This window comes from Litoribacillus peritrichatus, assembly GCF_039537985.1.
GTDB classification, from domain to species: Bacteria; Pseudomonadota; Gammaproteobacteria; order Pseudomonadales; family Litoribrevibacteraceae; genus Litoribacillus; species Litoribacillus peritrichatus.
The window spans coordinates 990687-1013560 of record NZ_BAABBN010000007.1 but is presented as its reverse complement, the minus strand read 5'-3'; the positions used below and the strand labels follow the sequence as shown (position 1 = coordinate 1013560).

The following is a 22874-nucleotide window of genomic DNA, read 5'->3' as shown; positions in this document are numbered from 1 at the left end:
GTCATAGCCACTCTTCATCATTTTACAAGTTTACTGCCAAAATTCAGACTTAAGCCGACCAAAGTTCCCTTTATGCAGGTAACAAAAACTCAATACGTTACATCAACCATCCCATACCAAGGCACTACATACATCAATAAAAAAAACGCCAAAGTGTTGGTTGTTCAAAAATCCGACAGAAACTGAACAAACACTTTGACAAAGAGTCGGGGCTTACTTACAAATGACCCAAAGTCATTTATATATTCAACGGAACTGAATTATTAAGAAGCGCGCTATAAACCCCGACCAAAAAGAACAACGTCGCCAGCAAATACTGGAAGCCGCGAAACGGCTGTTTCATCAATCCCCGGATTACCATGATGTTTTAATGAAAGACATTGCCGCCTCGCTTGGGCTCACTAAAAGTACGTTGTACCTTTACTTCAAAACCAAAGAAGAAGTTTTTCTGGCGTTGTATGTAGACGAGTTCCGAGCCATTTTTTTGAAGCTGGATCAATATCTGGCGAACCAGGCATCACAGGGGTCAACCACCTTGTTCATCGAACAAGTGATTCAATGTATGCAACAACATGAAAGCTTTCTGAAGTTAAACAGTATTCTTCATACCGTGCTGGAAAAGAACATAGACCTGACCACAGCGTTAGCGTTTAAACAATTACTTCAAAAACAACTGTTATTTTCTGGTGCCTTGCTCGAGCACTATTTTAAGCATTTTAAAGAAGGCCAAGGCACCGAACTGCTGTTGATCATTCATCAATTACAAATCGGGTGCTTCCATGCTTGTTCTGCGTCGTCAGTATCCAAACTGCTGCAATCACAACCAGAAATGCAATTCATGGTGCTTGATTTTTATACCGAATTTTCAAAGTCCATTCGCTTACTTTTAAAAGGAATGGAAGAAAATAACTAACCACAGAGATTCATTACGAAAGGACAGGTAACAATGGAAAGTAATAATAACAAAACCATATGTGTTACAGGCGCTTCCGGGTTCATTGCGGCCCATGCCGTTAAGCAACTGTTAGAACAAGGTTATCGGGTTCGGGGAACCGTTCGTGGCACCGCAGATAAATACCCTTACCTGACATCCCTTGAAGGCGCAGATGACCGCCTGGAATTGGTTCAGGCTGATTTATTAACCAACGGTGCATTCGATGCCGTAGTGGAGGGTTGCGAATACGTTTTACATACCGCCAGCCCTTACATTGTGGACGTAAAAGACCCACAAAAAGAGTTGGTTGATCCGGCCGTAAAAGGCACCACCAACGTGCTGGACTCCTGCGCTAAGTCCACCTCCGTCAAACGCGTGGTGCTTACCTCATCCATTGCGGCGATTACCGATGAGCCAGACAGCAACAAGGTGTTCACAGAGGAAGACTGGAACACCAAGTCATCGCTGTCACGTAACCCTTATTACTACTCAAAAACCAAAGCAGAACAAGCCGCCTGGTCGTTTTTCGATCAGAACACATCCCTGAGTTTCGATATGGTGGTGATCAACCCTTACATGGTCATCGGTCCATCCCTTGGCCCGTCTCTGAATACGTCGAATAAAATCTTCCGAGATGTATTGTCTGGCAAATACCCCACCATCATGAACATTAACTGGGGTTTTGTAGACGTTCGGGACGTGGCCAAGGCGCATATTCTGGCCATGGAGAATCCTGACGCCAAAGGCCGTTATTTATGCGCCAACGAAGTAATGACGATGAAAGAAGTTATCAGCTTCCTGAAAGAATCCGGTTACAACAAGTACCCGCTGCCCATGGTAAACCTGGCTTCCCATTGGGGAAACAAGGTAATGAAAGTCTTGTCCTATACCCAACCTAAGGGCAGCGGCACTTACATGCGAACTCATATTGGCCGAACCATGCGTTACGACAACTCTAAAATTAAGAATGATCTTCAGATTCACTTTATCGAAGCCAGACAAAGCATTAAGGAAGCCATAACAGACATGCTGCAATGGAAACACCTCAAAGCACGAGGCTAAAAAACTTCTGTTTATACCCAGAGGGAAAACGCTTCCAAAGAACCCCGAGCGTTTTCCTTTGAAGGCGCAAGCATCAAGACGATAGCTCAGCCTCCAGTCGGGTAATATAGTGTTCCCAGTTGATGGTTTCCGTCGTTTCAAATGTGGTATCAGTAACGACTAAATGGTTGATGCGATCAAACCTGAAATTACGGTAATCATCACGCAATTCACACCAGGCCAATAGCGTCCAACGATCGCCCCAACCGACCAAACGCAAAGGCCAAATAATACGAGTGCTCTTTTGTTGCTGACCATCGGCGTATTCGATGACCAGTTTTTGCTGTCTCTCGCAGGCTTTGCGCAATAATAAATGGGTCTCACGGATCTCGTTATCCCTGTCCACGACCGGAATACAATACGGCTGGGTTTCAGCGTATCGCTTCAAAGGATCTGGCAGCACGGACATGATTTTATCTTCTGCCAACTGAGCCGCTTTACTTAACTCGGGATCAGTAAACGCCTTAACCATGCGAATACCGACCAACAGCGACTGCAACTCATCGTTGGAAAACATCAAAGGCGGAATTTCAAAACCCGATTGAAGCAAATAGCCAATACCGGCCTCCCCTTCAATCGGTATCCCGGATAAGGTAAGCGCCTGAATGTCGCGGTAAACCGTACGAACGGAGACGTCCATCTTTTCGGCCATGATCTCAGCCGTAATCGCAGTTCTGCGCGACCGGAGTAATGCCATGAGGTGAAACAGACGTTCCGCTTTATTCATTCCGCCCTTCTATATCCTTATCCTGGTTTCAACCTGTTTTCAGTACCGCACGATACTAAAATAACAGGGTTACGCAGCGGCCTGAGCAGGCGCTGCATGTTTAACGTAACCATGATTCATGGAAACCGAGTCCTGGTCAATTAACTTCATAAACTGAGAGCCTCCTAACTCTTTGATAAAAGCATCACCCGCTTGTTGCGCTGAAGCCATAGAATCCCAATGCACAATGTCCATCCATGTGCCGTCTTCTTTCTGTGATAAACAACGGAACATGAATCCCGGTTGTTGGTTAACCCACTCATTCACCTCTTTGTTTGAAGCTTCAAATTCCGCAGCATCTGCGCCTGGGGCTAGTTTGAAAATACAAAGTTCGATGGCTTCTTGTGTTTGAGTTGTCATGGCGATTCTCCTGATTTTACCATTGTCGAAAAATTGAAATAGGTCTTTGTTCGCTGCAGCCAATACAGAATAGAAGGAAGACGTGTCAGCAAGTGTCAGGAGATAAACGGGTTTTCAATGTATTCCGGTGTCATTATTTGGCAGCAGTATTCTAATCACCAAACCTAAGACTGACCTTCGGAGCCAGGCCCTAACGGCTGACCATAACTGAACTCCACCATGTTGCCATTCGGGTCTTTCAAACCACAATAATAGCCTACCGGATATGGCTCCTGTCTGGGTTCCCATACCAGATCACCGTTGTTACGGGCCAGTTCAGCAATGCGATCAACCTCCTCTTTAGTCGCGACCGCAAATCCAAGATGGCTAAAGTCCAGATCCGCTTGTTGATGGTATGGCCCGCCATCCAGCAGCACCAGGACAAACTCTTGTTCCCGGTTCGGTTCCGCCAGCCACACCACTTGTTTACCGCGTTTTTGACGTCGGTGAATGACCTTCATTCCGCAATAAACCAGATAAAATTGCGCGCAAATATCGCAATCCGCCACATGCAAAGCCAAATGGGTCATATTGGGCGTCATCAGCCTGTGTCCTGTATTTTCCGAGGGTAACTCAAGTGTAGATGAAAGCTCGCCTCTTGTTTCCTACCCTGCAACCAGCTTATTATCGCTGTTCATATTTATTAAAGTGTTTTCTGCAACGTATACAGCTTTATGGAGCAGAGCCAACCCAGGCTCGATTAACGGAGAATATAATGCGTATCAAACTTTTGCTTTCTTCCCTAGTTTTCAGTGCTGCGACCACAGTTCACGCGGGCAATCTGGGCTTTTTAAGCGATACCGTCGTCTCTGAATTTACGCCTGAAGAGGCGGCTTCATTTAAATCCTTCGTGACCCGCGAACTGGTTTCTCTGAAAGATTCAGAAAAAGCCCACTGGAAGTCCTCCACCAGCAACCTGCAAGGCATTGTTCGCCCGGAAATCACCTTTAAACAGGACGGCATCCCATGCCGTCAAACGCGTTTTTCTTTAAAGGGCAACAACGATAAGAAAATGTTTTTTAAATTTGATGTCTGCAAAGACGGCGATAAATGGAGTATTGTTCAATCGCCACTCGCCAAATTCAAACAGCAGGATTGGGAAGTGTTGGAAGCCGAATTAACCACAGCATTAGACGAAGGGGAAGATGGCCACCCGGTATCCTGGAGCATCCGTCGTATCGGAGTCACAGGCTCCATCGTGCCGTTGAATCAAAGCACCCAGGAAGGCAACACCTGCCGTGACACCGCATTCTCGGTAGCCGATGCCAAAGGCAACACCTCAAGCGGTCGTTATGAGTTCTGCAAAGTCAACGGTACCTGGACTAAAACCGCGTTTCAGCCTAAAAAATAGAACACGCATAAAAACCTTCATAAAAAAGGGGCTGTTAAATATTTAACAGCCCCTTTTTTGGTATTGCCGTGTATGCTCTGACTAATACCTCAGAAGCGATACAACATACCCACGGAACCTGTAATGATGTCGGCATCGTAAAAGTTGATGTCTGAGTCAGACTCACCTGCGGCCACAGAGGCAACCGCTGACCAACCTTTCCAGCCAAACGGAGCGTGATAGGTACCCACAATACTGCCACCGAAGTTATCCACCTCTTCTTCTTCACTCCAGATCGGATTTTCTTCATCGTGATTTCGATGTGAATAACTCATGGTCACAATCAAACTGTATTGCTGAGTATTTCGAATATAAGCCAGTTCTCCGCCGACTCGGTCACCCGCCATGGCTTCGCCATCTAGATCAAAATTTACGTACTGAATTGCAGGCACCAACAGATTGCCAGGGCTTAGGGTATGAATATAGCTCAGCTTAACATTCGTTTGACTGCCTTCACGGTTCAGCAAGTCTTGCTCATCCGTTGTTAGGCCGCCGCCATCAACGAACGCCTGGCCTGACTCTTCATCATCAAGCTCAATGGTTCGGTGACTCAGTTCAACACCAAAGTTGGAACCACCAATGCCTTGCCAACCGATACGGCCACCATTGGAGTTGCGATCCGTTTCATCACGATCCACACCGGTTTGATAAGGGTCAGCATACACAGATGTTGGAATGGCGGAGAACAGGAAGGCCCCATAAACGATGCCATTACCCGCCAATTCCTGTCGGGCACCCGCTTGAAACGTAAAGTCGTATCGGACCAAATCCTCCAGCGAGTTACCAAAGAACAACTGTGTTCTGGATTCGGCAAAGGTATACGTCAGCTCACCGGTAAAGAAACCACTGACATCGGATTCCGAATCGGGCCCTTCATCCAGTGAATCAATATTTTCCTGCGCCACATCCCCCATGTCGGTGCCTGAGACCGTATTACTGGAAAACTGGGTGGCCGACGCCCCCAGCGTAATGAACCCACCAAAACCGGATTCTTTGGGAATGGGTTGAAGCGGCGCCGAAAACGCAGCGCCTGTAGCAAACACAGACAGCAAACCAAAGGCGGGGAATACCAGTTTGAAGTTCATAAAAATCCCTTTTTAAATTAGGTCTCTAAAAATCATGAATTGTATGTATAACATCGAATGATAGACGAAATTTACCTTAAAAAAACATAGAACATTAAGTTTGATTGACTAAAAATGATTCATTAGCTTAACTGGCGCTCGCTTGGCTCCCCAACGCCCAGGCAATCCATCAAATACACCTGGAATCGGATGACCACAATTAAGGCAGAAACCTTGTCCATCGACTCTCCAGTCCCCCAGCTGATACCAATCCCGCTCCATCACCCTCAGACAACACTTAGGGCAATAGGTACTGCTCCCCGTCGCATCATGGACATTGCCGGTATACACGTAATCCAGTCCATTTGACATCGCTATTTTGCGTGCGCGCGACAAGGTTGAAGCGGGAGTATGGTCTTTGTCCCGCATTTTCCAATCGGGATGAAACGCGGAAAAATGCAGAGGCACTTCCGGCCCGAGATGCTCATAAAACCATTGCGTCATAGCATCCAATTCAGCATCACTGTCATTTTCATCAGGAATCAGTAGCGTCGTCACCTCAAACCATACCTGGGTTTCATGGCGTAGATATTTCAAGGTATCCAAGACCGCATCCAACTGGCCGCCACAAATGTGTTTATAGAACTTCTGAGAGAAGGCTTTGAGATCAATATTGGCCGCATCCATGGCCTGATAAAACGGTTGTCGCGGTGGCTCACACATATAACCCGCGCTGACCGCAACTGCTTGTAGCCCCAAGGCATGACAGGCCTCCGCCACATCAATGGCGTATTCCATAAAAATCACCGGGTCATTGTAAGTAAAGGCCACACTTCGACAGCCCAGGGACTCGGCCGTGGCAGCGAGCTGCTCTGGCATGGCCTGATCGGCCAGGGTATCCATCGCTCTGGACTTACTCATGTCCCAGTTCTGGCAAAACTTACACGCCAGATTACAACCAGCGGTGCCAAACGATAACACCGGAGTACCGGGCAGAAAATGGTTCAGAGGTTTCTTCTCAATCGGATCAATGCAAAAACCACTGGAACGACCGTAACTGTATAAAACAATCTGGCTTTCTTCGAAGCCACGGACATAACACAACCCTCGTTGGCCGTCACGTAACTTACAGGCCCGAGGACAAACATCACATTGAATGCGGCCGTCCTCCAACGAATGCCAATACTTTGTGGGGAAAGTTCTTGGTGGGGTATCCAGATCAGAACAAGTCATGGTCAGCTCTGAGAATCGCTATGTATTCACTTTAACTCTACATCACCAAGCGATAACCGCCAGCCTTGAGCCTACCTTTCACACCATCCGTCCTGCTTTTTAACTGCAGTCATCCCGATAAGATACCTGATGTATCGACCCACAAACCGCGCAATAGGGACTACACTTTGGTTAACCGTCATTGAATTAACCATACACCAATGAAATATTCCATTGAGAAGCATGTTCTGCAGGTAACATTATGAACATCAGATACCCAGCAGTAGCGGGTAGTTTTTATCCCGAATCGGCCGAAGAACTCAGACAAACCCTAAATCAACTGCTGACCAAAGCCCCCAAGAATTCTTGTCACCCCAAAGCCCTGATTGCACCGCACGCAGGCTACATATATTCAGGTCCTATTGCTGCCACCGCCTACAACACCTTAGCCGACATGGCGGATAAAATTCACCGGGTGGTATTATTAGGACCTGCCCATCGGGTACCACTCAGAGGCATCGCCATGCCGGACACGGATGTATTCAGAACGCCGTTAGGCGACATTACCGTCGATCAGAAAGCGCTGGATCAGATTCAAATGCTTGACTGCATAACCACCAGCGGCCAGGCCCACGCTTGGGAACATAGCCTGGAAGTGCATCTGCCCTTTTTACAGCAAACCTTAAAAGACTTTGAATTAGTCCCTCTGGTGGTTGGAGAAACAGAACCGGAAGTGGTCGCAAACGTAATCGAAACACTGTGGGGTGGAGAAGAAACACTCATCGTTGTCAGCACCGACCTTAGCCACTACTTAAAATATCAGGACGCTCAAAAACAGGATTACACCACCACCGAAGCCATCGAACATTTAACCTGTCACATTGACGGGCAACAGGCCTGTGGCTGTAATCCGCTCAACGGTTTACTACTCGCCACTCAACACCACCATCTCAAGTTAACCACCTTAGACTTACGGAACTCAGGTGATACCGCAGGCCCTAAAGATCATGTCGTCGGGTACGGAGCCTATGCAATACACTAATGAAACGCCGGTGACTCAACTTAACGAAGGCCAAAAATCATATTTACTGGCACAAGCCAGAACCGCCATTGAGCATGGCGCGAGTACCGGCCATTTACCGGGCATTAACTTCGAAAAAACGGATCAATCTCTGTTGGCAGACGGTTGTTCTTTTGTAACCTTACACAAAAACGGACAGTTGCGAGGTTGTATCGGAGCCTTAACGCCTTACCAGCCTTTAGTCAAAGATGTGATGGCGCATGCTTTCGCGGCTGCTTTTAAAGACCCCCGCTTTGACCCTGTGTCCCAAGAAGAAGTCCCCAAACTGCAAATACAAATCTCAGTACTGACACCTCAGGAGCCGATCTTTTTTAAGTCCGAAGCGGAGTTATTGGATCAGCTCACCCCTCTTCAGGATGGGCTCACCTTGGAAGCCGGGTTATCACATGCCACCTTCTTACCGGCCGTTTGGGAAAACCTACCAGACAAAACCAATTTCCTGGAACAACTGAAATTGAAAGCCGGCCTCTCAGCCGACTATTGGTCCGACACCATCAATGCTTTCCGCTACCAAACCATCTGCTTTTCTGAACCCACACACTGAATTACGCTTACCCACTCATTTTCGCTGTCTTTTTTCGCAAAAAAAGGAGCAAAGCCACCATTAACACAAGGCCAAATTCCACGGGACGCACCCAACCGGGTTGGTCGTAAGGGCCAAGGTGCTCGGCGCCGGAAGCAAATGTATCAAAAAATAAACCATCCAGGTTCAGCCCCACAAGATAACTCATCAGGATCAACAACGAAGCGGCCCAAGCCGTGACGTTAAAATGCAACGCAGCAAAAGGCAGCAGCCATAACACATACCAGGCATTAATCACCGGTGCGCAAACCAAAAAAAGCCCCATGATCCAGTCTCCACGCACACAGGTTTCGCTCCCTTCCAAAGCATAACGTCTGAAATACCAAGCAAAAAAACAAAGTAAACCAAAGAACAGAATCAACTTTGATTCGCCGGGAGAGAAAGCCAACCTCAGCAGGCCAAACAGTGCAGAATTAAACTCCCAATTCTGAGCCATCGCAGACAAGCCTACCGCATCGGACTTTCCTGTCATTAATAACGGCACGTACAAACAGATCAACACCACACCAAAGACCAAGGCATTAACCAGTACAGGTTTTACGTTATCGAGTTGAAAGAAACGACGCTGAAAACACGATTTTGGTATGAGTAAAAAAGGAATAAATAAAACAGCAAAGACTTTCGCTGCCACACTCATGGCCAACCACATGGCGGTCCATTTATAGGCTTCGCGTTGATAACAAAACACCGCCAACATCAATAAACATACGGCCAAACCATCCGGGTGAGCAGTCAAAACCACCTCTTTCAACACCAAAGGCGACCAGGCATACAACAGAACACCGATGCGGGCACGGGTGGTGTTGGCCATCTTGAGTAATACGACCACCAGCACAAGATCCACCGCACTGTAAATCAATTGCAGCGGCCACACCTCACCTGGCGCAAGAAAATAACCTAATAAGAAACTGTATTGCAGCACAGGGCCATAAACCGTCGGAATATCCGGGTAGTTAATCTGGCCTAAGATGGCCTCAAATTTTGGCGTAAGTGAAACGGACGAGTCACTCAGATTAAAGTAAAAACTTGGAGCAACACCATAAGGCGTCTCGAAATGCACCGTATGATAAGCGTCCCATAGATAACGGAAATAATCGTCTTCAAACAAAGGAAAACCCAACACGCCAACAACATGATAGATGGTGGCCCAAAAAAGTATCGTCCGGGCATCCGGGCATTGCTTTGTTTTCCATAGGTAATAGCCGACGCCAAACACCAGGCCATAACTCAACAGTATTACCCCATAAAACCCCGGTAAATGATCCGAATATTCAGACCGGGAAAACCATGTCAAAGCAATGAAAGACAGCAATATTACCAACCCTGCCAAGTGCAAAAACCAATTCCTGAATTTCGGTAAGGCATTGCTCAGTAAGTAAGCGGTTAAACGCATAGAGACTCTTCCCGTGGTGCCCACAAAAGGCTTTAACAAACCAGTTCTGAGCCTTAACCAAACCAACAAGTTCCATTCTGAATTCGCGATTTTATGCTTTGTTATCAAAACGTTATAAATTCAGAAATCGTGATAGTTATGTGATTAATTAAACATAGAGTCGTGATACCTCACCTAACAGTTTTGGTAATACTGAGCTGGCAGTTTATTCATGAGAAGGCAACGAACCAATCCGCTGCTCTGTGCCACTCAGTCATCATTTAACATTTAGTAAGGTGAAAACATGTTCAAAATAGCTCTCAACAAAGGTTTCGGATTTTCTCTGGCCAGCGCGCTCGTTTTATCCGCGTCGGTGATCTCAACCTCAGCAACGGCGTCCGGTTCTTTTGGTGGTGGCGGAGTCGGATTTCAAAACACTTACAACCTTGGTAAATCCGTCTTTTATAAAAAGCTGGCGTGTGATGATTGCCCGGTTGAAAACGTTCAAATGAACGCCGATGAAGCCAAGTCCCTGATTAACAAGCTAAAAACAGATAACGAATTCGCTAAGGAAGTCACCGGCAAACAACGCCAGTCCGTCATTTTCTATATTGAGCGCCGCTATAAAGCAGGCTAAGCCACTGAAGCCGTTTTACCGCATCAGAGCACCCGAATACCGGGTTAACTATTGAATTATCGAATAAAGGAGTTTTTATGAAACGTCTGATCGCATCAGGGATTACATTAGCACTGTCTCAATTGAGCTTTGCCGAAGGTTCACCGTGGTTGCCGGAACCGGGATCAACCGCCATTTCACTATCACAGATACACCAAACGGCCGATGAACTGTACGTTAAAGATGACAAAAATGATTTACCGGGCGACCTGGAGCAAGACACCACCTTCCTGTCAGTCACTCACGGGCTAAACGATGACTTCGCTTTGGATTTCAGAACCGGTTATGCCCGCAGCACGTTTGACCCAGCCCCGGAAAGCCATGAAAGCGGTCGAACCGATACCAACCTCGGTGTCAGCTGGCGCGTCATTGACGAATTCATATCTGAACATAACTTACCCAGCACCGTCATTCGTGCGGGCGTGGTTCTGCAAGGCAACTACGACACAGGTAATATCAATGCCATTGGCGACGGCGCCGATGCATTCGAGCTTTCTGTCATTTCAGGCAAGATCATCAACCAGTGGCTAGCCGTCTCCGGTGAGCTGGGTTATCGCGCTCGTAACTCCGACGTACCGGACGATATCTATTACAAATTGGGCACCTACCTATCGCCCTTACCTGCGTTCACTGTCTCCCTGAACTACAGCAACACCAACGCCCGCGATGGTATTAATATCGGCGGCAATGGCTTTGAATCCAATGGCGGCACGAACTTTCACAAACTGGAAGAAGATACCGAAACCATTGACCTTGGTATTTCATACGGGTTTACCGAAAACATCAGTGCGGGTGTGAATGCCGCTCAGGTCATCGACGGCAAAAACACCGCCAATTCCGAGGTTTACGCGCTTACTTTGGGTTACTCCTTTTAAACCACACTCACTTGCGTCCCTGTAAGCGCCCTTCAGGTCGGCCCAGTTGTGCCTTAGGCCGGCCTCTTTTTTTATTACCCAACCGTCATCCACGGTAAGGAGTTCATTGTGTACAAACAGCAACGTGTTTGCGTCGTGATTCCGGCACTCAATGAAGAGTTGTCGATCCATCAGGTCATTCAGGGATTACTCAATCTAAAGGGCGGTTCCAACCAGACCATCATTGATGAAGTTGTGGTTTGTGATAACGGCTCAACCGACTCTACTGCCCGTGTTGCCAAACACGCTGGCGCAAGCGTCGTATATGAGCCAACCCCGGGCTACGGCAGAGCTTGTTTAAAAGCAATAAATGCTTTGACTGAGCCGGACATCATTTTATTCATTGATGCAGACCACGCATTTTTGGCGCATCAGGCAATGCCTTTAATTTCAGCCATTGCCAGAGGCTATGATTTAGCCATTGGCTCGCGTACCCTCGGACGAATGGAAAAAGGCGCACTTACCTTGCCCCAACGACTCGGTAATCAGTTAGCAAGCGCGTTTATTTATGGTCTTTGGCATCACGAAGTCACCGATCTTGGGCCATACCGTGCCATCAACGCGTCTTCTTTGGACAAACTGAATATGCAGGATCAAACGTTTGGCTGGACAATAGAAATGCAAATCAAGGCCATTCAGCATAATTTACAGATAACTGAAATTCCGGTGGATACCCGGCGCAGAATTGGTGTCTCAAAAATAAGCGGCACAATTAAAGGCAGCATCAAAGCAGGCATGGGCATTCTTGGCATGATCGCCAAGCTTTGGTGGCAGGAACAAAAAAATGGTCACTCGGATGAGGTTAGGAACGCACTCAACCTTCCTTCCGAGGGCAGTTTAACTAAAGGAGGCAACGTATGAATTCAATCAGCAGATCAAAGGGAAGGGATAGCGCATTTCGTAAAGTACGTCTAAATTGGGGGCTGACCGGCCTATTCGCATTCATCTCAATCATGTTCAGCATCCCGGCCGTTGCTTCGGTGACGGACTTCTGGTCTCAAAGCGATGAAACAAACTCTGCGACCATTGATCACAGCCAATGGCAAACCGTGCTCGACCGTTACCTCATCACTGACGACCCTTCAAACGTGAATCTTTTTAATTATCAAGCCGTTAAATCCTCTGATCGAAAACTTCTGGGCCAATACCTTCAGAGCATGCAAACACTCGATCCACGTCGCTACAATAAACGCGAACAGATGGCTTACTGGATCAACCTATATAATGCATTAACCGTCCAATTGATTCTGGATAACTACCCGGTCAAAAGCATCACCAAGCTGGGCGACAGCTTATTTTCATTCGGACCATGGGACGACGATGCCGCCAAAATCCAAGGCAAAACTCTCAGCCTGAATCACATTGAGCATAAAATTCTTCGCCCCATCTGGAAAGATTTACGCATTCACTACGCAGTCAATTGCGCCAGTTTCAGCTGCCCGAATTTATCGGCTCAGGCCTTTACCAGCCAAAATACCGAACAGCTATTAAATGAAGGAGCCGCAGCTTACATCAATCATCCGAGAGGCATTCAAGTCGATGGCAACGACCTTATCATTTCAAGCATTTACGATTGGTACATCGAAGACTTTGGAGACAACCAAAGTTCACTTCTTGAGCATTTTAAGGCATTTGCCAAACCAGACCTGCTCATTAAGTTGCACCAATTTGAGTCAAAACGAGGTGATATCGACCATAATTACGACTGGAGCCTCAATAAACCAAAATAATTAATCAGTTGAATGAACTTAATCAGGGTAGTATGACTCCAAGCAGCACCAATTAGTTACGCCCTATGGTCACAGATAGAGGCTAAGTGATTGGCTGCCGGGTTTGATACCAAACGCACACGCATTAGCAGAACTTTTCAGGGGGTTACTATGGATAGTAAGAAATCTCTGCTACTTATCCTTCTTATAGGTTTGATAGGTAGCTTTTTCATATTCGATTTGGGTCAATACCTGAGTCTTGATTATTTTACTCAGCAACGTGAATCTATCATGAGTTTCTATGCTGAGAACCCATTCCAAACGGCAGCCATATTTGTTGTTATCTATATTCTTTGTACTGCGCTTTCTTTGCCTGGTGCCGCAATCCTTACTCTGGTGGGCGGTGCGATTTTTGGATTGGTTGAGGGCACTGTCTGGGTTTCGATCGCAAGTACCGTTGGTGCCACCCTGGCTTTCCTTGTTTCCCGAACATTACTCAAAGACAGTGTTCAAAAGAAATTTGGTGATTCCCTGAAATCCATCAACCAGGGCATTGAAAAAGAAGGCGCATTTTATCTTTTCGGCTTGCGTCTTGTACCTTTATTTCCCTTCTTCGTTATTAATTTGGTCATGGGTCTGACCCCAATCAAAACCAGACAATTTTTCTTTGTCAGCCAGTTAGGCATGTTACCGGGCACCATCGTTTACGTGAACGCAGGTACACAACTAGGCCAATTGGAATCACTTTCTGGCATTGCTTCCCCGGGCTTAATTTTCTCCTTTGTGTTGTTGGGCATTTTTCCGATCATCGCCAAAAAAATCATGGCCGCGATCCAGGCAAAAAAAGTTCTGGCCGACTACGACAAGCCAAAACAATTCGATACCAACATGGTGGTCATCGGCGCCGGGTCTGCAGGGCTGGTAACGGCGTTGATTGCTGCAGCGACCAAAGCCAAAGTCTCTCTGATCGAGCGCCATAAAATGGGTGGCGACTGCCTGAACACCGGCTGTGTTCCCAGTAAAGCATTGATTCGTTCGGCCAAAATGGTCAGCTACTACAACCGGGCGGAAGAATACGGGCTTTCAACCCAGAACATTGAAGTTGATTTTCCGGCCGTGATGGAACGAATCCAGCGGGTCATTAAAACCATTGAGCCTCACGATTCTGTTGAACGTTTTACCGACCTGGGCGTTGACTGTGTTCAGGGCAGTGCCGAGATTCTTGACCCCTATCGAGTCAAAGTTAATGGCGAGGTCATCACCACACGTAATATCGTAATTTCTACCGGCGCCCGCCCCTTTGTTCCCCCCATCAAAGGCATTGAAAGCACCGGTTATTTGACCTCCGATACCGTTTGGGAAATTCGAGAAAAGCCAAATAAGATGTTAATTATTGGTGGCGGGCCGATCGGTTGTGAAATGGCACAAAGCTTCAACCGCTTGGGCGTGAATGTCATCCAGCTGGATAAATCCCCTCGCCTGATGCCCCGTGAAGACAAAGATGTTTCCGAAGAAGTGCAGAAGAAATTCAGCAAAGAAGGCATTGATCTTCGCTTGGGCTACACCACCAAAGAGTTCATCAAAGAAGGCGATCAAAACCTTCTCCTTTGTGACGACGCGGATGGCAAACAACAACGCATTGAATTCGATACTTTGTTGCTGGCGGTAGGACGCAAACCCAATACCGAAGGTTTCGGGTTGGACAATTTAGGCATTGGCTTAAATCCGAACGGCACCATTGAGGTCAATGAGTACTTACAAACTAAGTTTCCGAACGTATACGCCTGTGGTGACGTGGCTGGCCCCTACCAGTTTACTCATACCGCTTCTCACCAGGCATGGTATACCGCCGTAAATGGTTTGTTCGGTATGATTAAAAAGTTCAAAGTAGACTACCGGGTCATCCCTTGGGCCACATTCACCGACCCGGAAGTGGCTCGTGTCGGCTTAAATGAACAAGAAGCCATTGAGCAGAATATTCCGTACGACGTCACCACTTACGGCATCGACGACTTGGATCGTGCCATTGCGGATGATGAAGCCCACGGTTTCATTAAAATATTAACCGTTCCAGGCAAAGATAAAATACTGGGCGCAACAATTGTCGGCCACCACGCTGGCGATATCATTGTGGAATACGTCACTGCCATGAAACACAATCTGGGATTAAACAAGATTCTGGGTACCATTCACATTTATCCAACTTTGACCGAAACCAACAAATTCGTTGCCGGGAACTGGAAGAAAGCCAATGCACCTCAAAAGGTCTTGGAGTTACTCCCTAAATTCCATCGCTGGCAGCGCGGAGGGGATTCAAAAAAGTCAAATCAGACAGGCGTGGAAGTTAAGTAATCGCGCACGGCAGATGACGAAAGCCATCGTCATCTGCCTTTTTCTTATCTGTATCCGGCCAAGCTAACCACTTAGCCGCAGTTTCAGCAAAGCACGCGACTGAGACATGCCATACTCAGACACACAAAATGACTGCTTGGTTTGTTTTGAAATATACATATTGCTGTCTGCCATTTTAATGAGCTCCCTGGCTGATGGCGGGATATCACTGGTGGGACAATAACAACCGCCAATATCCACACTGACATGAAAATGACGCCCCTGAACTTCCATAGACTTAAGAAACTCGTTATGAACTTTATTGGCCACCACTTCCATATCCGACCGGTCATTCAGGTTCGGGGCAATAATTACAAACTCATCCCCGCCCCAACGAATAACAATGTCCTGCTTCCTTAAACCATGTTTCAGCCGGGTACTTCCGATACACAAAATTTCATCACCGACATCATGACCAAAATTATCGTTAATCATTTTAAAGCTATGATAATCAAGAAAAAAGACACCAAAGTTCTGATCACTTTCACACACCTCATAGAGTAAAGACATACCAACTTCCTTCCGGTACAACCCCGTAAGCTCGTCGTAATAGGCTTTTTGTTCCAATGCATGAATGATGTGTTTTTTCTGCGAAATGTCTTCGCCGATGAACAGTAAATTGACCAGCTCACCATAGTGATATACAGGAATCACATGCAGATCTTCTTCGTATTCGAAACCTTCTTTGGTTTGGCTTAAAAACTCCGCCCGATAATCTTTTTGAGCAATGATGCGGCCCATCACAACTCGATTCGAAACCCCAGGAAAGTGCTTAAAATCGAAAATATTAGCGCCCAAAACCTCCTCTTCCGTGAAGTGCGTTTTCTTAATAAATTTAGGGTTCACTTTGGTAATTTTTGCAAACGCATCGGTGATCGCAATCGAATACGGATTATAGGTAAACAAACTGGAATCCTGACTCAAGTCGTCCAGTTTCTTCTGTTGATAAGTCACGTCTTCGCCGATCAACATAGCAACGCTGCCGCCGTCGCCCTCTCCCAACTGACGGGCAGAAAAACGCAACGTAATCACTTTATTATCGCGCCCTTTTAATTTCATATCATAGTTCTTACGAAACTCATGCCCTGCAAACAATTTGAAATACACAAGGAACTCTCTGGGGTAATCCGGCGGGATTAACTCCGGGAAATAATCAGGCACCTCTTGTTTGTTAGAAAAGCCCAGCAACTGCACAAATTTATCTGAGATATCGACGATTTTGTTGTCCCAAATTAAAATATAATACGTCTCTTGTTTAAAAAATGCGGTTTGCTGTTCTAACAAACAGGAAGAAAACTGCGGAGTTCCTTTCATGTCCAACATATGCCCTCCCACTGACGTTTCGACCAAGCCATTATTACTGTGAACGAGTAACTGACCCTTAATTTATAGCTTATGATTCACCAGCCTGCTATGCAGCTGATCTTAAAAACCTAACCTTGTATTTAAAGCTATACTTAGTCTCGAACCTCTCTCAAACACATTTTCATTTGTGAGGTAACAGCATGATCAAGGCGATTTTTTTTGATCTTAGCGGTGTGCTATACGAAGGGTCCCAACCTATCCCTGGCGCCATTGAAACAATTAACCGTCTTGAAAAAGGCGGACTAACGCTGCGATTCATCACAAATACTTCCCGTAAAACACATCAGAACGTATTAACCGACTTACATAACATGGGTTTTGATATTCCGCCCGAGCAACTGTTTACCGCCTGTGAATCCGCCGTCAGCTGGTGTGAAAAACTCAGCCTGCGGCCCTATTGTCTGGTTCATAAAAATATCCAAAGCGCATTCAAAAACCTTCAAAAAGAGCCATTTAATGCAGTGATCATTGGGGACGCCGAACTGGATCTTAATTACCAGAATCTGGACCGCGCTTTTCAAATTTTGCTGACGGGTGCGCCCTTAATTGCCATTGGCGTGAATAAATATTTCAAAGCCGACGACGGCCTTCACCTTGATGCCGGACCATTCGTCAAGGCACTGGAATTTGCCTCTGGTGCTGAAGCCATGATCACAGGAAAACCGTCGCCCATTTTATTTCAGCAGGTGATGAGTACCACGGAATTCAAGCCCTCGGAAATTCTGATGATCGGAGACGATGTGTTCAGTGACATCAAAGGCGCACGAGATTGCGGTTTGGAAACCTGCCTTGTGAAAACCGGAAAATACCGTGAAGGTGATGAAGCTAAAATTACACCGCCCACCAAAGTAGCTAAGGACGTGGTTCATGCCGTCAACGAGAGACTGCCTATGTTATAAACCGCTGCTGGCGCAGTAAACAGGAACTCAACAAAACAGAAAATTACACGGAAGGACTGTTACTCAGATCACTGTCGACCAACCACTTAGCCAGCATCTTTTGTAGCGCATCTGCATCCACCGGTTTGCTTAAATAGTCGTTCATTCCGGCATTGATGCACTTCTCTTTGTCGCCTTTCATCGCGTTTGCCGTCATGGCGACAATGGTAATATCCCGGTAGGGTTCCGGAGCCATGCCGTTGCGTATATTTTTTGTGGCTTCATAACCATCCATTTCAGGCATTTGGCAGTCCATTAAAATCAATGCGTAAGATTCCGTTCCGATGGATGTGTTTAATGCTTCTATGGCTTCTACTCCATTGGCAGCAACATCACAAACCAGCCCCATACTTTCAAGTAAACCGGAGGCCACTGCCTGGTTGATGTAATTATCCTCGACCAATAATATTTTTGCATTATCCGGCCAGTTAGGTGCTGTCTCTGTATTCTCTGCCGTGACTTCTGAATTTGCGGTTTGCTCTGTGGACGAGGAAGCAGATATCGCCTTATCTTTCTCTGAAGAGACCTCTTTCTCTAGCTCATTCGGCCCCTTCTGATGTCGATCCAGCTCTTTCAGGTAGTGTTGAGTCACCAATGGAGAGGCATGCTCCAGTGCATCGCCACCACCAAGAACCACCGCCAAGGCATCAAACAATGCCGAAGTGGTGGCAGGTTTGGGGAAGTAAGCTGAAAAACCTATCTCTGCAAATGCTTTGGCATCGCCTCTTTGGCTGACGGATGTCATCACCACCAGCTTGAGGTCGCTGAGGCCCGGTTGTTGCCTGATCCAAGTTCCCAGTTCAGCACCATCCATGTTTGGCATATACATATCCAAAAAAGCCACTTTAAAACGCGTTGTGCCAGTGCCGTCTATTTCCTGCAGAAGAATATCCATCGCCTGCTCTGCATTTTCCACTTCTGTAACGTCAGCTCCCCACAACTCAAGCTGGTTACGCAGGACATATCGATTGGTCTGGTTATCATCAACGATCAACATAGGCACCTCACCAAGACTCACATCAGGTATGACTTGCTGCGATAACTGGCTGGCTTGGAGAGAGAGATAAAACTGAAAACAACTGCCTTTGCCCTGATCACTGAAGGCTTCGATATTGCCACCCATCAAACGACACAACTGGCTACTGATGGCCAGCCCCAGCCCGGTTCCACCGTATTTTCGGGTGGTAGAAGCATCCACCTGGGTGAAAGATTCAAAAAGCCCCTCAATTTTGTTCTTAGGTATGCCGATACCGGTGTCTTCAACCGAACAATACAAACAAAAAGAACCGTCCCTTTCCTCCAAAAGTTCGGCGCGAATAATAATTTCACCTTGCTCAGTAAACTTAATGGCATTGCCCACCAGGTTCGTTAATACCTGTCGAATCCTGCCTGGATCACCTTTTACCATGGAGTGCTTTACCTGGGTCAGATCCAGGATTAACTCCAGGCCTTTCTCCTGAACCTTGTGGGCTATCGTTTCAGAGAACTCACCGAACAAGGTTCTTAAATCAAAATCGATAATTTCTAGTTCAAGCTTGCCGGCTTCCACCTTGGAAAAGTCTAAAATATCATTGATTAACGTTAATAAGGATTCACCGCTGGATAAGGCCAATTGAACCTGATGGCGCTGTTCATCCGTCAATTCGCCTTTTTGGAGCAAGCCTAACATGCCAAGAACCCCGTTCATTGGCGTCCGTATTTCATGACTCATACTGGCCAAAAACTCAGACTTATACCGGGCAGCACTTTCCGCTGACTCTTTGGCTTGCACCAACGCCTTTGCAGCGGCTTTACTTGCCGTAATGTCTCGAATCAAACCAGTGTAAATGGTGCCTTCTGAAGTGACTACTTCTGTAATGGCCAGGTGAATATCAAACACCTCACCACTTTTTTTCATGGCTTCCAGCTCTCGGCCAACCCCCATTATTTTACTGATGCCTGATTGGTCGTAAGCACTCATATATTCATCGTGCTTCTCTGCGTACTTTGAAGGCATTAAGATATTCACTGAACGGCCCAGCACTTCCGTTTCACGATAACCGAACATATCTTTGGCGGCGGTATTAAACGATAAAATCCGCCCTTGAGCATCAATCGTTAAAATCGCGTCCGCTGCTGAATCTAATATCCCTTGTAACCTGGCCGAAGATTCCTCGGCCTGCTCTGTTGCCAGGTTTTGAGCTTGAAGTGCCTGATCAATTCGAATAATCAGATTATTGAAACTTCGGGCTAATACGCCCATTTCATCATCCGATTTGATAGGCAGATTTTCAAGTCGTCCCGTTTGCTCATAAACCTCCACCGCTTGCGACATCGCCACGATCGGTTGCACAACACGGCGAGAGCCTAAAACGGCCAAAGCCAAGGCACCCAGTGCCATAGAAACACCGAGCAACACACTCCGGTTACGGAAAGACGCCATCTCTCGTTGCGAGGTGTAATTATCATGTTGCAATAACATCACCACCGAGTGATCACTGCCGTACCGAGATAAATCAATCGTCTTCAGGTATGAAGAAAAGCCTTCTACGGATTGGTTTTTAAGAGAATCAAACGCAGTAGCTTTAATATCGTCTTGGTCAAATGTTGCAGTTAGTTCCGGGTACACCTCCTGTAAATAATCATGCTCAGGGACAGCTACACCGGGCTGTTTCTTTGAATGAAACAACAATTTTCCATCTGTATTTGCCAAATAAAAAGACACCCCTGAAAGGCTGGCATCCGATAACTCATAGAGGAATTCGCCGAGATCGAAATCAAGAATTACATGACCAAACAACTGATGCGTTTCAGCATCATAGACGGAGGTTGCCACAGTGACTTTCAAACTGTGCGAATTTGTGACCTCCTCAATGCTATGACCAATATCTAACTTCGTAAAATACACTTCGCCCGGTTTCAATGCGGAGATACGATCCAAATAAGGTGTTTCATGGGCATTTATCAAACGAGGGACATCAACGCTCTTTATCCCCTCCCCACGAATGACATTGACTAACTCTTCCCCCCCATTATTCGCTGCCACATAGCGAATTTGATCATAGGCCGGATTGGTCGTTAACATTTCAGTAAAAATTTTCGTCAGCCGTTGCACCCATAACTGTTTATTGATGTCATCATTGAGCCGAGTTGATTCTGATATGCCAAGAGAAGGGGGGGTTCTGCTTAAAAATAAAACATCACTCGAAGCACGTTTGTAGAGCTGAAAAACAAAAGGCCCCACAACATTGCTCTCAACCTCCAAATTATGCTGTTCCTGTTTTTTTACCAAACGCTCACTTTCAAAATAAAAACTGAAACTGACCACAATCGCCACTGAAACAGCCAACAAAAATGCCGCTACCGGTATTTGCAGACCTAAAGGCCGGCTTGCACGTCCGATATCCAGCATATCTTCTTGAGGCCCAATAGAAGACTTATCCGAATGCGGGTTTAACAATCCATGAGCATTGGACGCTAAAACGCCTTTCTGACCAACCAGTTCCAACAACACCCCAATAAAAACAATGCTGTAAGCAACCACTTTTAAAGCGTGAGCAATATTAAAATAATTATCAAACAGTTCCGTTGAGCCAAACGTCATACACAGTTGCGTAAACACTTCCGGTATGGTGCTTAATACTAAAGCGAACTTAATCAAAGACGGGGTTTGCTGATACCAAATCCAAAATAAAATGCCGCTAAAGGTGAACAAGGCCAGTGGCAGTAAATCAAAAGGCCGGGAGATAACATCATCCGGATACATGGTTTGCGGAAGTGCATCACTGACTGCAGTGATATACGCAGCCAAGAACGTCAAACCAATAAACACACCACCAATGACCAGGATACTGCGCTTGTTATTCCAGCGTTGCACTTGCAGCTGATTTTTAGAACCTCCCCCTTCAGCCTGACGGGTTAGCCAGAGGCAGATACATACGCCACAAATAAGAATGAACGCATGAAATATCCGGGATAAAGCCCAGGTAAAAGGAATGAAGTCGGTATTGGGTGTTGCAGCTTCAATAAAGCGAAGAGCCGCCAGAGTATGAAAAGTATCCACCAGTCCGGCGCAAAAAAACGCCATACCGATAATCACCACCGTGATGTCTCGACGAACTCCGTAATGCACAAAACATGAAAATGATGCAAGGAACGCGATGCATACCCCACTCCACTCTAACAAAGCATGGTGTATTGCGCCTTGCAGTACAGGAAAAACATCATCCACAGAGGGGTTTTGGCTGTGTCCGTATAAGTCTTCAACAGACTGGCTTTTCGACGAAAAATCAATCCCGTAGGCATTAAAAATAAAAGGAATTGAACAGGCAATTAAGACAAAAAGTGCAATCCAAAATCTTGAGTTTATTTCTCTTCCCATCAAGCGTTATTCCCTTCGCTATAAACTGCTAATAAAAAGTCTCAAAAGTTTGTTGATTAACATTTTAAACCTAGACCATTTGTAAGGGATTACGAGTTTCTTTGGCAGGATACAGAACTTGAATGACAGCAGTTTCGCCGCCCAGGCCTTTCAGATTTAGTTTCAAAAAAAGGTTGACCCTCAATACATATGAATTATCATATATACGAAATTACATATATACGAAATTACATATATACGAAATTACATATATACGGATAACCATATGAATCCAGTTGAGTTATACAAGTGTTTGGCCGACGACACTCGCCTTAAAAGCCTTTTGCTTATTACAGAAGAAGGAGAGCTCTGCGTATGTGAATTAACAGAGGCTCTCAAAGAAAGTCAGCCTAAGATATCCCGGCACCTGGCTCAACTGCGTAAATTTGGTCTGTTAAGCGACCGAAGACAAGGTCAATGGATTTATTACAGCCTGAGCCCTGACCTTGAAAGCTGGGCAAACATCATCATTCAAACCACCCTTGAAAATAACCGCCATTATCTCAGTGAAGCATTTGAAAACCTGAACACAATGGGCGACCGTCCCGAGCGCATTCAAAGTTGCTGCACTTCTTAACTC

At 46.2% G+C, this 22874-nt stretch carries 20 protein-coding genes; 12 read left to right on the top strand and 8 right to left on the bottom strand.

The window, feature by feature from the left end; translation table 11 throughout:
• Positions 1-259: 259 nt before the first annotated feature.
• Positions 260-913, top strand: a complete 654-nt coding sequence (locus ABD744_RS14255; RefSeq protein ID WP_344799622.1) for a TetR/AcrR family transcriptional regulator — start codon at positions 260-262, stop codon at positions 911-913.
• Positions 914-946: 33 nt separating this feature from the next.
• Positions 947-1996, top strand: coding sequence for an SDR family oxidoreductase (locus ABD744_RS14250; protein WP_344799192.1), 1050 nt, complete (start codon positions 947-949; stop codon positions 1994-1996).
• A gap of 73 nt (positions 1997-2069) precedes the next feature.
• Here the strand turns inward: ABD744_RS14250 and ABD744_RS14245 are convergent, their stop codons facing one another.
• From ABD744_RS14245 to ABD744_RS14235, 3 genes are all read right to left on the bottom strand, one after another.
• Positions 2070-2762 carry a helix-turn-helix transcriptional regulator gene (locus ABD744_RS14245; protein ID WP_344799191.1) on the bottom strand — a complete coding sequence of 231 codons (693 nt, stop codon included), beginning with the start codon at positions 2760-2762 and terminating at the stop codon, positions 2070-2072.
• Positions 2763-2831: 69 nt separating this feature from the next.
• On the bottom strand, positions 2832-3161 hold the full coding sequence (locus tag ABD744_RS14240) for a hypothetical protein (protein WP_344799190.1): 330 nt from the start codon (positions 3159-3161) through the stop codon (positions 2832-2834).
• Positions 3162-3325: 164 nt separating this feature from the next.
• Positions 3326-3742 (bottom strand): VOC family protein, encoded by a 417-nt coding sequence (locus tag ABD744_RS14235; protein ID WP_344799189.1) that lies wholly within the window; start codon positions 3740-3742, stop codon positions 3326-3328.
• Between the two features lie 173 nt (positions 3743-3915).
• Between ABD744_RS14235 and ABD744_RS14230 the strand changes: the two genes are divergently transcribed.
• A complete protein-coding gene (locus ABD744_RS14230; protein ID WP_344799188.1) occupies positions 3916-4551 on the top strand; it encodes a hypothetical protein in 636 nt (211 codons plus the stop codon).
• Between the two features lie 89 nt (positions 4552-4640).
• Here the strand turns inward: ABD744_RS14230 and ABD744_RS14225 are convergent, their stop codons facing one another.
• Together ABD744_RS14225 and amrS are read right to left on the bottom strand one after the other, a co-directional pair.
• Entirely contained in the window at positions 4641-5675 is a 1035-nt protein-coding gene (locus ABD744_RS14225; RefSeq protein ID WP_344799187.1) for a DUF2860 family protein, read from the bottom strand.
• A gap of 108 nt (positions 5676-5783) precedes the next feature.
• Entirely contained in the window at positions 5784-6887 is a 1104-nt protein-coding gene (amrS, locus tag ABD744_RS14220) for an AmmeMemoRadiSam system radical SAM enzyme (RefSeq protein ID WP_344799186.1), read from the bottom strand.
• 241 nt (positions 6888-7128) lie between these two features.
• Here amrS and amrB point away from each other — a divergent pair, with 241 nt between their 5' ends.
• Complete coding sequence (gene amrB / locus ABD744_RS14215) at positions 7129-7908, top strand: AmmeMemoRadiSam system protein B (RefSeq protein ID WP_344799185.1); 780 nt, start codon at positions 7129-7131, stop codon at positions 7906-7908.
• Positions 7895-8491 carry an AmmeMemoRadiSam system protein A gene (gene amrA, locus ABD744_RS14210; protein ID WP_344799184.1) on the top strand — a complete coding sequence of 199 codons (597 nt, stop codon included), beginning with the start codon at positions 7895-7897 and terminating at the stop codon, positions 8489-8491. Before amrB ends, amrA begins: the two co-directional genes overlap by 14 nt.
• A gap of 7 nt (positions 8492-8498) precedes the next feature.
• On the opposite strand, the gene ABD744_RS14205 is transcribed toward amrA, so the two are convergent.
• Positions 8499-9923 carry a hypothetical protein gene (locus ABD744_RS14205; RefSeq protein WP_344799183.1) on the bottom strand — a complete coding sequence of 475 codons (1425 nt, stop codon included), beginning with the start codon at positions 9921-9923 and terminating at the stop codon, positions 8499-8501.
• 283 nt (positions 9924-10206) lie between these two features.
• On the opposite strand from ABD744_RS14205, the gene ABD744_RS14200 reads away from it, so the two are divergent.
• From ABD744_RS14200 to ABD744_RS14180, 5 genes are all read left to right on the top strand, one after another.
• Entirely contained in the window at positions 10207-10539 is a 333-nt protein-coding gene (locus tag ABD744_RS14200) for a hypothetical protein (RefSeq protein WP_344799182.1), read from the top strand.
• A 77-nt stretch (positions 10540-10616) separates the two neighbouring features.
• Entirely contained in the window at positions 10617-11453 is an 837-nt protein-coding gene (locus ABD744_RS14195) for a hypothetical protein (protein WP_344799181.1), read from the top strand.
• Between the two features lie 108 nt (positions 11454-11561).
• Positions 11562-12353: a glycosyltransferase family 2 protein gene (locus tag ABD744_RS14190; protein WP_344799180.1), complete on the top strand. Its 792-nt coding sequence runs from the start codon at positions 11562-11564 to the stop codon at positions 12351-12353.
• The gene (locus tag ABD744_RS14185) at positions 12350-13222 is read left to right on the top strand and encodes a DUF547 domain-containing protein (RefSeq protein ID WP_344799179.1); all 873 of its coding nucleotides are present in this window, start codon (positions 12350-12352) and stop codon (positions 13220-13222) included. Before ABD744_RS14190 ends, ABD744_RS14185 begins: the two co-directional genes overlap by 4 nt.
• A gap of 150 nt (positions 13223-13372) precedes the next feature.
• Positions 13373-15553, top strand: a complete 2181-nt coding sequence (locus ABD744_RS14180) for an FAD-dependent oxidoreductase (protein ID WP_344799178.1) — start codon at positions 13373-13375, stop codon at positions 15551-15553.
• Positions 15554-15616: 63 nt separating this feature from the next.
• Here ABD744_RS14180 and ABD744_RS14175 read toward each other — a convergent pair whose 3' ends face one another.
• Entirely contained in the window at positions 15617-16915 is a 1299-nt protein-coding gene (locus ABD744_RS14175) for a diguanylate cyclase domain-containing protein (protein WP_344799177.1), read from the bottom strand.
• Between the two features lie 182 nt (positions 16916-17097).
• Here ABD744_RS14175 and ABD744_RS14170 point away from each other — a divergent pair, with 182 nt between their 5' ends.
• A complete protein-coding gene (locus ABD744_RS14170) occupies positions 17098-17856 on the top strand; it encodes a TIGR01458 family HAD-type hydrolase (protein WP_344799176.1) in 759 nt (252 codons plus the stop codon).
• Positions 17857-17899: 43 nt separating this feature from the next.
• Here ABD744_RS14170 and ABD744_RS14165 read toward each other — a convergent pair whose 3' ends face one another.
• Positions 17900-22255, bottom strand: a complete 4356-nt coding sequence (locus tag ABD744_RS14165) for a response regulator (protein WP_344799175.1) — start codon at positions 22253-22255, stop codon at positions 17900-17902.
• Between the two features lie 265 nt (positions 22256-22520).
• Here ABD744_RS14165 and ABD744_RS14160 point away from each other — a divergent pair, with 265 nt between their 5' ends.
• The gene (locus ABD744_RS14160) at positions 22521-22871 is read left to right on the top strand and encodes a metalloregulator ArsR/SmtB family transcription factor (RefSeq protein WP_344799174.1); all 351 of its coding nucleotides are present in this window, start codon (positions 22521-22523) and stop codon (positions 22869-22871) included.
• The last annotated feature ends 3 nt before the right edge of the window (positions 22872-22874 follow it).

Coding starts and splice junctions, on each gene's coding strand:
- ABD744_RS14160 (WP_344799174.1), top strand. CDS start 22,521: ATGAATCCAGTTGAGTTATACAAGTGTTTGGCCGACGACACTCGCCTT.
- amrS (WP_344799186.1), bottom strand. CDS start 6,887: ATGACTTGTTCTGATCTGGATACCCCACCAAGAACTTTCCCCACAAAG.
- ABD744_RS14170 (WP_344799176.1), top strand. CDS start 17,098: ATGATCAAGGCGATTTTTTTTGATCTTAGCGGTGTGCTATACGAAGGG.
- ABD744_RS14185 (WP_344799179.1), top strand. CDS start 12,350: ATGAATTCAATCAGCAGATCAAAGGGAAGGGATAGCGCATTTCGTAAA.
- amrB (WP_344799185.1), top strand. CDS start 7,129: ATGAACATCAGATACCCAGCAGTAGCGGGTAGTTTTTATCCCGAATCG.
- amrA (WP_344799184.1), top strand. CDS start 7,895: ATGCAATACACTAATGAAACGCCGGTGACTCAACTTAACGAAGGCCAA.
- ABD744_RS14205 (WP_344799183.1), bottom strand. CDS start 9,923: ATGCGTTTAACCGCTTACTTACTGAGCAATGCCTTACCGAAATTCAGG.
- ABD744_RS14225 (WP_344799187.1), bottom strand. CDS start 5,675: ATGAACTTCAAACTGGTATTCCCCGCCTTTGGTTTGCTGTCTGTGTTT.
- ABD744_RS14240 (WP_344799190.1), bottom strand. CDS start 3,161: ATGACAACTCAAACACAAGAAGCCATCGAACTTTGTATTTTCAAACTA.
- ABD744_RS14245 (WP_344799191.1), bottom strand. CDS start 2,762: ATGAATAAAGCGGAACGTCTGTTTCACCTCATGGCATTACTCCGGTCG.
- ABD744_RS14180 (WP_344799178.1), top strand. CDS start 13,373: ATGGATAGTAAGAAATCTCTGCTACTTATCCTTCTTATAGGTTTGATA.
- ABD744_RS14250 (WP_344799192.1), top strand. CDS start 947: ATGGAAAGTAATAATAACAAAACCATATGTGTTACAGGCGCTTCCGGG.
- ABD744_RS14195 (WP_344799181.1), top strand. CDS start 10,617: ATGAAACGTCTGATCGCATCAGGGATTACATTAGCACTGTCTCAATTG.
- ABD744_RS14175 (WP_344799177.1), bottom strand. CDS start 16,915: ATGTTGGACATGAAAGGAACTCCGCAGTTTTCTTCCTGTTTGTTAGAA.
- ABD744_RS14230 (WP_344799188.1), top strand. CDS start 3,916: ATGCGTATCAAACTTTTGCTTTCTTCCCTAGTTTTCAGTGCTGCGACC.
- ABD744_RS14200 (WP_344799182.1), top strand. CDS start 10,207: ATGTTCAAAATAGCTCTCAACAAAGGTTTCGGATTTTCTCTGGCCAGC.
- ABD744_RS14165 (WP_344799175.1), bottom strand. CDS start 22,255: ATGGGAAGAGAAATAAACTCAAGATTTTGGATTGCACTTTTTGTCTTA.
- ABD744_RS14235 (WP_344799189.1), bottom strand. CDS start 3,742: ATGACGCCCAATATGACCCATTTGGCTTTGCATGTGGCGGATTGCGAT.